Origin of the sequence: Hallerella sp., assembly GCF_022776125.1 — a bacterium.
GTDB lineage: Bacteria > Fibrobacterota > Fibrobacteria > Fibrobacterales > Fibrobacteraceae > Hallerella > Hallerella succinigenes.
Genome location: NZ_JALFIA010000056.1, coordinates 44,478 through 55,643, shown reverse-complemented (window position 1 = coordinate 55,643; position 11,166 = coordinate 44,478). Strand labels below are relative to the sequence as shown.

Here is an 11,166-nt window from a genome sequence, read left to right as displayed (position 1 = left end):
GCAAATGCCGGAGCGCGGGGTGTCGATGCCGAGCTTCTGCATGGTTTCCTTGAAGATTTCACGGTCTTCGCCGCGTTCGATAGCATCGAGGTTTACACCGATGACCTTCACGCCGTACTTGTCCAGCACGCCGGCCTTGCTGAGTGCTGAGGCGAGGTTCAGGCCAGTCTGACCGCCCAAGTTCGGGAGGAGAGCCTGCGGGCGTTCCTTTTCGATAATCTGAGTGAGGCGGGCGACGTTCAGCGGTTCGATGTAGGTGGCATCGGCCATGACCGGGTCGGTCATGATGGTAGCCGGGTTGGAGTTCACGAGCACGATCTTGTAACCCTGTTCGCGCAGAGCCTTACAGGCCTGGGTGCCAGAGTAGTCGAATTCGCAAGCCTGGCCGATTACGATCGGGCCAGAACCGATGATAAGGACTTTGTCGATGCCTTCAATCTTCATATTTCTTGTCTCCATTAGTTAAAATCCTGCACGCAAAAAAAATGTCGAACCCAAAGGCCCGACATTCAAAAAACAACAATCAAAGGTTTTGCAAATGGAAGAAATAGAAACGACCGCGGTGGAATGTTTGCCACCGGTGAACTTGCGCATGGTATTCGTCATCGCGTTCATTTACTTCTCAATCTCGCAAAAGCTTAAACTTGGCACAATATAGACAAAAATGTGGGAATTTTAAATGGTAAAAACCCAAAGTTGACAGAAATGATCTTTTTGTAGAAAAAAAGGCTTTTCGGCGGAAACCGAAAAGCCCACGAGGAAATTGGGATATCAGCTTACTGAATCACAATTCGCTTCATCAAGGAGACTGAACCTGTCGAAACGCGGACCACGTAGAGACCGTTAGCAACGCCCTGCAGCGAAACGGAGCCGTTCACATTTAGAGCCTTCAACACCGGACGGCCCTGCATATCGAAAAGTTCCACCTTCGCGCGGTCTGTGCCGTTCACATAAAGATTCTTGTTTGCAAAGCTCATGCCAAGGTTCGAACGCTTGGAAACTTTCTGGATTGGAGAAAGGTCATCCGGACAGCCGACAGCGGCGATTTTCGTAACGTAGACGCCACTTCCGTTGCTGTTAAAGGTAAGTTGTGTCGGAGCAGCCGCAGAATCACGCACCGCTTGCAAGTCCACAGTCGCTTCGCTCCAAGAGCCGACTTCAGCTGCACGACCATACTGCAAGCTGAACCACGGAGAGTTCACGCCCACATTCACATAGTTCGTTTCTGTCTTGCCACGCATCGTAATGAGCAGGTTTTCGCACTTGGCAAGCACATTCTTCGACACAGCGTCATCCGGAAGCGTGTAAATTGCATGCTGGTAGCCGCAAGATTCTTCGCTCTGATCGCAACCCGCAAGCGGAACATCCATATAGCCCGTCACTCCATCGAGAGCGGTCGAAACAAAGCTAGGCAAGCCCGCAGCCACGTCGCCATTCCAGCTACCCACCGATTCAGCGCCAGCCGTTGTATAATCCACAATCACATAGGTCGCTTTGCCAAAGGTACTGCCGCTTTCCCATTCCACCGGATCCACACTTCCGGCAGCGGTCACGGTCGAAGCGTCGTGCGCCTTCAAGGAAGCGACGAGGCTATCGTAAGCCGGCTTCTTTGCAAAGCTTGAGTCAAAAATCAAACCGTTGTACTTACTCTGATCCTTGAGCCAGCTGTACTTGTCGCTAAAGCCCCAAATCACAAAGGCTTCCATGTTTTCCGCTTCTAGGAATAGGTCCATGAACTGGCGGTACAGATGGCCCTGAGCCGCATAATCCGCATCGGAAATCGCCGTTCCCAGTGCAAATCCAATATCGAGTTCCGTAATCTGCATGGTCATGCCGATGCTCTTTAGCTTAGAAGCAAGCGTGCGAAGGTTCGACGGCGTCGAAGTATGCGTATTCTGGATATGGGTCTGCGTGCCGATACCCGTGATGTAAATGCCTGCATTCTTTAAACGGACCGCAATTGAGTCATAGGCGAACTGCGCCTTGGTGCCCGTGCCCATGCCCCATTCGAGAGCGTAATCGTTGTAATAGAGCTTTGCATCCGGATCCGCCTTGTGCGCCCAGACAAAAGCGGAGTCGATAAAGTCACGGCCTATGTACTGGTACCAAACGGAACCTTCCGAACGCCAGCCATGCGTGCCGTTATCATTAATCGCTTCGTTCACCACGTCCCATTCGCGGATCTTGCCTTTGTAATGACCAACGACGCTGTCGATGTGGGTTTTCAAAACGCTCAAAAGCGTATCGCGTGCGCTGCCGCCCGCGCTTTCAACCTGCTGCGCCAAAGTGCTGACCCAACTCGGCACCTGGCTATGCCAGGCAAGAGCATGACCGCGAACCTGCATACCGTTCGCCGCCGCATAAGCCATGAGCTTATCGCCCTTGGTAAAGCTAAAGCTACCACGGCTCGGTTCCGTCGCATCGAACTTCATTTCGTTTTCTGCAACGACAATGTTGAAGTTCGCCTTGTGCGTCGATTCATAAATCGTCGCATCACTGCCAAGACTGTTGTTGAACCATTCCGAGTTCAAAATGGAGCCGACAAAACGTCCACGCGCAGCGGCAAGTTCGCTCAGAGTACTGTCTGCTGCAAAAGCATCCGTTCCACAAAGAAGAGCCGATCCCAAAACGGCCGCTTTCCAAAAGTTCATTTTTCTCATCACCTAATCCTTTTCAAGTTTTTGTCTTTGAAGGTAATGATAAAATTATTTTGGAAGTTTGATTTTTCCTAGAGCCCTCACCGACTTTTTGTTGTAAAAAAGAACAACGATTCTCCCTGGGTCAAATCCATAGCCGCTAGACTCCAGACATCACGCGTTCCTGTGCGGTAATTCACCGTAATTTGTGCCAAATCTTTTGACCGCAAAACACTTTGCGGAACAGTTCAGAAGTTTTCCGCTTCCGTCGCATCATTATTCGACGGATTCCGCTTTTTTCACCGCAGATTCGACGTCCATATCGACGTAATCCTGTGCACTGAACCAGCGACCGCTCTTCTTATCTTCAAGCAGGACACCGACAAGTGCTCCCGGAATAACCGATTCAACAGCATTCGGCGCCTTTGGACCGCCGAGATCCGTGCGGAGCCAACCCGGATCCATCACGTTCATCATCACATCGGTTCCGTTCAATTTGCAAGCAAAATCCTTCACAAACTTGGTCAAGGCGGCCTTTGCACAAGCATAAGCGGCGAGTTCCGGTTCATTTGCAATACCGCTCGTCGTAAGCTGCATACGACCAAAACCGTTCTGAATCATCTTCGGCAAAAAGTGATAAGCAATCTGGATCGGAGCATAAAAATTCACCGCCATTGCCTGGTGGAAATCTTCAAGCGTATTCGACGTATAATCGACAAAATATTGGCTCATCAAACCGGCATTGTTAAAAACCAATTCCACGTTCAAACTCGTCGAATCGATTTCCGAAAGCATAGCCGCCACAGACTTGGCATCTTCCAAAACGCATTCTACCGAAAGAGCCTGTATGCCCATTTCGCGGACAATTTTTGCGGTTTCTTCAGAATGCTTGCGACAACGGCTCTGCAAAATCAAATTTGCACCGAGCGAAGCCATTTTTTTTGCAATTTCACGACCTACACCACGCGAAGCGCCTGTAATCAAGCACCAACGATTCTGAACATTCAACATAAAATCTCCTCTATATTCTCGAAATTTTACTCTATACCTAAATAAATTCCGGAACGAAAATGTGCAAATCCTATTTCAACTTCCCCGTTTACAAAAATATCCACCGTTTTTAGGGCATCCTCAATTTCCAGCATTCCATTTTCTATTAACCCACAGGAAACCGCCATCAGCGCAAGCCAGATTACCGAAAGCGGCTACGATCTCGGAGCCTAGACGCACATTTCCGTCAAAGATTATCTTGCAAGCGATAAAGAATCCTCTTCGAGCAGCGAATCCAGCAGTTCCGTCGAAATCGTTTCAACCTTGCCTTCTCCGGCAGCGATGTGTACGTCGACAAGGTGAACCTGCTTTATTCCAGCGATCATGCGACTTATGGATCTGCGTTCAGCGATAACGAGCCTTATGTTCTCGGCTTTACTCCGCATTTTGGAGCTCATTCAAAAGAACCTTATGCTGATGGAGCATTAAACGTTTTAGAATTTTTCAACCAAGGCGTCAAAACATTGGCCGCGCACCTTGTAATTCTTAAAAAGTCCAAAGCTTGCGCAAGCCGGGGAAAGAAGCACTGCGGAACCTTTTCCAAGAGAGCAGGCGTCTGCAAAGGCTTCATCGAGGCCCGGGAAAATCTGCTTTGGCACCGAAACACCGGCGAGCTTTAACGATTCGAGCATGCGTTTTGCCGTTGCTCCGATCAAAGAAATTTTCTTCAAATTCGGAAGCGTCGCAAGGAGATTTGAAAGTTCCGTAAAGTCCGCATTTTTTTCCGATCCGCCAAGGATCAAAGAGAACGGGCGTTTCATGCTCCTGACCGCAGCCATCGTCGCATCCGGGCGGGTCGCGTAAGAGTCATTGTAAAATTCAATGCCGCGTTTTTCGCCCTTGAATTCCATGCGGAACTGCAAAGCTTCATAAGACTTAAGCGACTGCAAGGCAGTGGCAACATCCGCGCCAAGAGCCTTCACAGCAAGGAGCGCCGCCGCCATATTTTCAAGCTGATAAGCACCGCGGATTTTGCAATCCGAAAGTTTGAGCGTATAACCGTCGATCGAAAGAGAATCCGGGGTAAAGACCGCATCCGCATCCTTGGAGCCGTAAGAAAGTTTCTGCGCTCCGCTTTCACGAGCAATCGCAGCAGAAGGCGCCGCATCCTGGATGTACACGCAGTAATCGGTCCGTTTTTGCCAACGCACCAGATTTGCCTTTGCGTCGCGATATTCTTCCACGGACTTGTGCCAGTCCAAGTGTTCCGTCGAAACGCGCAGTACAATGCCCACATGCGGTGACGTCGGAAGCGTCATCAGCTGGAACGACGAAAGTTCGAGAATCGAAACACGGTCTGCGGAATCATCCTCCAAAAGATCGAGAGCCGGCACGCCAAAGTTTCCGCCGATGACGCAAGGAATTTTGCAAGCATTCAAAGCATGGCGAATCATGCTGACCGTACTGCCTTTGCCAAGCGTACCCGTTACACCAACGACCGACCTCGAATTCGTTTCCGCAAGGAAGATTTCGATTTGGCTCGTGATCACGCCACCGTTCATCTGGAAGTGGAAAAGTTCCTGCTGCATCGGGTAAACGCCTGCAGAACGCACGACAGTCACGCAGTTATTGAGACCTTCCATATACTTTTCACCGTCAAAGGTTTGCACCTTTGCATCGGACGGAAGTTCAGGAAGTTCCACCGGATTTTTGTCCATCACTACAATGTCCTTGATGCCGTTTCGCAGCAGGTAATTCAAAGTGCTCTTGCCTTCGACACCAAATCCGAGGATGCCCACCGGGCCTATCAAATTCTGTTTCATACATTCCTCTTTATTTTTTCGCCGGTTTCACAATCGCCGTCGCAAACGGAGCGTCCTTAAACGCTTCGCGCAAAAGTTCCACTATACGTTCTTCCGAAAAAGCCTTTACCTGCGCCTCGGTTTCCACCATCGAATAGACAGTTCCCAAATGCAAGCTCTGATCGGCGAGGCGCATTAAACGTTTTTCACAGCTGTCCGCAGCAATGCGAAGGCCACCGATTACATTCATCTTGGTGCGTTCGAGTTCACCCTTTTCAAATCCGTTCTGCAAAAAGTTTTGAAATTCCTTCTGTGCAATGGAAAGGGCTACGTTCATTTTATGCGGAGCGGTCGCAAGCGAAACGCCCCAGCCAAGTGTATCCTTGAAAACGTCCGTCATCGAATAGACGGAATAAGCGAGGCCGCGTTCTTCACGCACCTTTTGGAAAAGGCGCGAACCCATGTCGGCACCAAAAGCGACATTGAAAAGACCGAGTGCTCTTAAAAAATCCATATTCCCGTCTGCAAAGTCAAAGCTCGTTCCCCAAAAAAGATTTGACTGGCTCAGTTCCTTTTTGGTCTTTGTCTTTTGAAGGGCGTTCGCCTTGTACGGATTTGCAAAAGGTTTCTTGGCAGATTTTTTCGCTTCAAAATATTGCTGCACCAGTTCTACGAATTTTTCGTGATCGACTTTACCGGCTGCGCACACCGTGAGCGGCAAATCTTCCAGAACCTGTCGTTCATATTCAAGCAGGTCGGTTCGCGTTAAACCTTTTACGGTCTTGACCGTTCCCGCAATCGGAAATTCCAAGCCGCAGCCCTTGTAATGGATCGCGTTGAAGAGGTCTCCCACGCATTCCTCGGCAATATCGTCGTAGCTGTGCACTTCTTCGATGATGACTTTGCGTTCCTTTTCAATTTCTTTCGAATCGAAACGCGGGTGCATTAGCATGTCAGAGATGACGTCCAAGGCAAGAGGCACATCTTCGCGAACCACTTGGGCGTAAAAGCCCGTTTCCTGTCGCGTCGTATAAGCTTCGAGGTTTCCGCCGCGGTCTTCGATTGTGTGCGCAATTTCAAAAGCGGAACGCTTCTCCGTTCCCTTAAAAACGAGATGTTCGTAAAAATGCGCAAGCCCGTTCGTTTCCGCTGTTTCATGGCGAGAACCGCGGGGAATCCAAGCTCCCACATTCGCCGAATAGGCGCCGGGCATATAATCCGTGAGAACGGTAATCCCGTTATCGAGTTCCGTTCTCAAAATCTTTTGACGAAGCATGCACCAAATGTAGAAAAGGTTCCAGCAAAAAAATCCGTCCGAATCTTGAATTTTCCGAACAGCAACGTCTTCAAAAGGAAATTCCAAAAATACTGACGTCCGCCTTCATCGTGCCAGGCATCCATGTAAACCGTTGAAAGGAATCCCGGAATATCAAAACACAGGACGTTCAAATCTAAAGCGACTAAAAAAGAAAACGGACTGAATTGCTCCAATCCGTCAAAAAGCTTTTTTATTCGGAAAAATTATTGGACACGAATTTTGTGCATTTCCGATTTTTCACCGGAACGAATCTGCACCATATAAACGCCATTCGGGATTTTCGAAAGAGAAACCGTCGAAGTTCCTGCAGCCACATGCGTATTCCAAACTTCATGACCTGTCAAATTAAACAGCTTGACTTGTGCCGCACCCGAAACCTTCAAGTTCAACTGTTTGCCTTGCATCACGACCGCCGAAGAAAGCGCCTTCGGAGCCTTGGAAATCGAAACCGGCAAAGCTCCCGAAGCAAAGTTCGGCATGTTTCCAGAAACAAGAAGACCGTTCAAGATTTCCATCGACTTTTGGAAGTATTTCAAATTGGCATCGCTGTTTGTCGTCGAAACGGCTTCATTCCAATATTCATCGAGCTTCGACTGAAAAGCCGTGCTTGCCGAAAGGGAGGTCATTACCGTAGCCACAAAGGTATTGTTATGATCAGCGCCCATCGTACCGCTCACAGAAATCGAACCTGCCACATTCGAAGCGGACTGCGTACTTGCCCAAGTTCCCATTTTTTGTAGCAATGCCTGGGCACGCGAATCGCTGAACCAGTACCAAGCCTGTCCCAAACGCCACGGAGTACGGGAAGCATCATAGCCGTACATGCTTTCCAAATCGGCACCACTTGCATTTGTCCAGTTGTCAAAAAGGCCGGTTGTATGCGATGCGGAATTCGCTTCGAGAAGCGCATAGTTCGCATCCATCGCCGTCGTATTCCAAAATTCCGCACCATCCGTATCGACCGCCGCGAACAGGTAATAATACGCCGGAGAAATATAACTCGGATTCTTTTTGTCGTTCCAGTTGTCGCCTGGCTTATGCAAACCGTTCGTTTCAAATTCATAAGTGCGCACATTCTGCAAAAGCGTTTTCGCTTCCGACAAGTACGTCTCATCGCCAAATTGGTAAGAAGCCATGATCAAGGCGGCCGCCACATCGACTTCCGCATCGGTCGCCGCGTATTCGCCCCAAACCTGAGTCGGGTCCGCATTGCCGATTTTCCAGTTCATCAAACCGTTCTTGTCTTCCGCCGCCTTGTAAAGCGCCCAGAGCTTATCGAATTCCGCCTGGTAATTCTTTTCGTTATTGCTGAAGTAAACCATCATCAGCATGCCGTAGCCAATCCCTTCCGAGAAGCACTGGTTATCACCCGGATCGGCACGGATACAGGCGTAGTCTCCGTTTTCACGGTAAAAGGTCGTGTAGTAATAATCAAAAGCAGTCTGCAACTGGGTCGCCGCAGTCGCCTTGTCCGTTAGCGTCGCTGCATTTGCGTTCCCATAATCCAAATTCTGCGGAAACGGGAAATGGACTGTCGCATGGGAAAGTCCAACGGCGACAAGTCCAGTTACTGCAAAATGGGAAATTTTCATAAAACCTCTCTAGAAATAGTTTCTTTTGTAAAGTAATTCTTAAACCATAAAATCGGTTTTCTAAATCGGCGAATTCTGCATTATTTTGCGGAATCTCACACTATTTTCGGTAAAATCTTTCCGTTTTCCCTATCCAAACCTCATTTGAAAACTCTATATTTTGAAGCGATGTTGAAAGAGTGAATGGAAAAACTCGTTTCAAACAAGTTTTCGTTTGAAACTGTCATGTTTTGGGCAATTTCATGTATTTGGGGCTTTGCACTTTTATCATTTGTCCGCTACGATGGAGAAGAATTTATCCAGGTCATTGTCGCCGAAAGCGACGAAAAAGCCCTTGCCAAAGTAGAAGCCTTCCGTAATTCCATTGCATCCATTTCTTTTTATCCACTGCGCCAATCCTCCATTCGAAACCCACGGTAAAATTCTAAGATGATTGTCACCTTACTCGGATCCACAGGACTCGTCGGCAAGGAAGTTCTCCAGTTTTTGGAAGCATCTTCCTTTGTCGAAAAAATTATTCTCCCCGTCCGCAAAATCGGAAAAGGTCCCGTCGGCGCTAAAAGCTATCCCGTCGAAATGGACTTCGAAAACTTAAAGCTCCACAAGAACATTTTTCTTTCGGATGCGGTCATCTGTTGCCTTGGAACGACCTTGAAAAAGGCGGGATCGAAAAAAGCCCGCGAGCATGTCGATTTACAGATTCCGCTCGCCGCAGCGGCAATTTCCAAGGTTCAAAAGGTGAAACATTTTTTGGTCGTCAGTGCGCAAGGGGCAAATCCCCATTCACCATTCCACTACAACCGAACCAAAGGCCTTTTGGAAGAAGGTTTAAGCATGCTCGGATTTCCTTCTCTCACGATCGTTCGACCGTCTTTACTGCTCGGAAAACGCTCCGAATATCGTGCAGCGGAAAATTTCTTGCAAAAGATTTCCGAGAAGCATCTGCACTTCTTCCCGGAATTTTGGAGACCGGTCCACGCCAAAGCGGTAGCTGCAACACTCATCGCTTCGCTCGAATATCCGCCGACCGGAAAGCACGTCATCTTCAACCGCACCATTGCACGGAGCGACGCTTTTTAACTTTTCAGTTTTAGAATTTCTTCAGGATATTGCACCAAAAACGCGTTCTGTCAAATCCGCCATTCGGGACAAGAACTCGCGTTTCTCCAATTGCGTGCAGAATCGTTCCCGTTAAAGTAATGCCGTATTCTGGGAAGTTCTGGGATAAAGAAGCGTCCCAGTACCAGCCTCCCTTTACCACATAAGGAACTTCCGTTCGCAGGTTCCACCGAGCGTCGGAGCGGTAACCCCAAGTGTGTTTCACCTGGAAATGATCCCAGAGGTTCCAATTTGCCCCAATCGTAAGCCATTCTTCAACCGGATTTACTTCAAAGCGTTCTTCATCGCCGTCAATCCGTTCAAAGCCTGCACGTGCCGAAAGGGTAAACATTTTCTTATAGTAAAAAGCCGCTTCCGCTTCGCCAGAAATCGCCTTAATCCAAGAATCGATACGACCCACATCGCCTGTGCGGTAAGAGAATCTCTGTTTTCCGTAATACGTATTCGCCGAATCTACAGAAAATGATTCCACGTCAAACGTTTCTGCACCTTTTTCAAACCAGCCAGAGAAATTCATGCCGAGGCCAAAATATTCAAATCGATTTCTCAAATCGAGATAGGCTCTATGCAACTGCATCACGCCATCGACGCGCAAATGAATCGTATCCGAGTTAAAATATTCGTAATCATCGCTCAAAGGATTCAACGTGGAAGCCACGTGATTCTTGAAACCGATATTCGTCTGCACACTAGCAAACTCCGGAAATTCCAAGTTCACACTATCCTTGCTCGCGAATTCACGACCGCTCGTTCCGACATAGCCTGCAAGGCTCAATCGATCCGTGGGGCGCAAAGAATATTCGAGATACGGGAATACGACGTAATCCTCCTTCAATCCTACAGGCATCGCCCCACTATCATCCACCGCGCGGAAAGCGACTCCCAAGCCTAAATTCCAAAGCTTTTTCTTTTGCGCAATAGTATCTTCACCGAGCTTGATCGAGCCGTTTACCTCTTTGCGGTTTCCCATCTGTTCGCCAGCAAGAATCGTATATTCCGCATTTTCAAAAACCATATTCGCATGCACATACTTGGAATCAAAACGCGCTTCCGCTCTCGGCTTATATTCCACCGGAAGCCAACGACCGCTTTCCGCAAAAATCCACAGGTATTCATGCCCAGCAAGGAGCGATACGTCAAACGACCCCACCGAATAGCCAACGCCCGCATAAGCGGTACTCTGGTAAGGCAGGTTTTCGCCAAAAATGGAGTAATCCACCCGTTTCACCATCTTTCTTCGAACTTTCCCATTCGAACTCGAATAATGGTCTACCTGAAAATAACGAGCCGTTGTCCAAATTCCGCTATAAGACTTCGAGCGGAATCCCGCTTCGAGCATCGGCGTTCCGTTAATGCAACAGGATCCCCAACCGCCATAACGCGGGTCCTGGTACATCATGTCGCCCGTTTCGTTTCCGACCGACATCCAAACACTTGGTTCACGCGGCGTCCACGAGGGTATCCCTGAAACACGGTTGTACAAAAGACGGTCTCGCACCTTCGTCGGGCTCCATTCTTCGCTTTCGGAATGAATGCCGCCCATTTGCGAACTGCGGTCATAAACAAAGGTTGGCGAGGCGGTCAAGAAGGTTCCGTCATAACGCGTATCCTGCATGCCTTCGGTTTCGGGTGCGACATCTGCAAAAGCGGAAACCACCGTCAGAGTGCCGAGCATCATCCAAAATTTCATTTGCTTGATCATGCGAGTC

Annotated in this window: 11 protein-coding genes; 2 read left to right on the top strand and 9 right to left on the bottom strand. The window is 48.8% G+C overall.

The window, feature by feature from the left end; genetic code table 11:
* The 8 genes from MR847_RS07425 to MR847_RS07390 all read right to left on the bottom strand — a co-directional run.
* A partial coding sequence (locus MR847_RS07425; protein WP_502798509.1) for a carbamoyl phosphate synthase preATP-grasp domain-containing protein occupies positions 1-444 on the bottom strand: 444 nt, incomplete at its 3' end.
* 332 nt (positions 445-776) lie between these two features.
* Positions 777-2,651 carry an endo-1,4-beta-xylanase gene (locus MR847_RS07420; protein WP_277001583.1) on the bottom strand — a complete coding sequence of 625 codons (1,875 nt, stop codon included), beginning with the start codon at positions 2,649-2,651 and terminating at the stop codon, positions 777-779.
* A gap of 261 nt (positions 2,652-2,912) precedes the next feature.
* The gene (locus tag MR847_RS07415) at positions 2,913-3,647 is read right to left on the bottom strand and encodes an SDR family NAD(P)-dependent oxidoreductase (RefSeq protein WP_100424743.1); all 735 of its coding nucleotides are present in this window, start codon (positions 3,645-3,647) and stop codon (positions 2,913-2,915) included.
* A gap of 26 nt (positions 3,648-3,673) precedes the next feature.
* Positions 3,674-3,814 (bottom strand): hypothetical protein, encoded by a 141-nt coding sequence (locus tag MR847_RS07410; protein WP_287723399.1) that lies wholly within the window; start codon positions 3,812-3,814, stop codon positions 3,674-3,676.
* 66 nt (positions 3,815-3,880) lie between these two features.
* A complete protein-coding gene (locus MR847_RS07405; RefSeq protein WP_287723397.1) occupies positions 3,881-4,012 on the bottom strand; it encodes a hypothetical protein in 132 nt (43 codons plus the stop codon).
* 108 nt (positions 4,013-4,120) lie between these two features.
* The gene (gene murD / locus MR847_RS07400) at positions 4,121-5,449 is read right to left on the bottom strand and encodes a UDP-N-acetylmuramoyl-L-alanine--D-glutamate ligase (RefSeq protein ID WP_287723395.1); all 1,329 of its coding nucleotides are present in this window, start codon (positions 5,447-5,449) and stop codon (positions 4,121-4,123) included.
* A gap of 10 nt (positions 5,450-5,459) precedes the next feature.
* Entirely contained in the window at positions 5,460-6,704 is a 1,245-nt protein-coding gene (locus MR847_RS07395) for a M16 family metallopeptidase (RefSeq protein WP_106519981.1), read from the bottom strand.
* Between the two features lie 245 nt (positions 6,705-6,949).
* Entirely contained in the window at positions 6,950-8,338 is a 1,389-nt protein-coding gene (locus tag MR847_RS07390) for a T9SS type A sorting domain-containing protein (protein WP_287723393.1), read from the bottom strand.
* 225 nt (positions 8,339-8,563) lie between these two features.
* On the opposite strand from MR847_RS07390, the gene MR847_RS07385 reads away from it, so the two are divergent.
* Positions 8,564-8,758 (top strand): hypothetical protein, encoded by a 195-nt coding sequence (locus MR847_RS07385; protein WP_287723392.1) that lies wholly within the window; start codon positions 8,564-8,566, stop codon positions 8,756-8,758.
* A gap of 9 nt (positions 8,759-8,767) precedes the next feature.
* Positions 8,768-9,418, top strand: a complete 651-nt coding sequence (locus MR847_RS07380; RefSeq protein ID WP_287723391.1) for a Rossmann-fold NAD(P)-binding domain-containing protein — start codon at positions 8,768-8,770, stop codon at positions 9,416-9,418.
* Between the two features lie 10 nt (positions 9,419-9,428).
* On the opposite strand, the gene MR847_RS07375 is transcribed toward MR847_RS07380, so the two are convergent.
* Complete coding sequence (locus MR847_RS07375; protein WP_287723390.1) at positions 9,429-11,159, bottom strand: hypothetical protein; 1,731 nt, start codon at positions 11,157-11,159, stop codon at positions 9,429-9,431.
* Positions 11,160-11,166 lie beyond the last annotated feature (7 nt).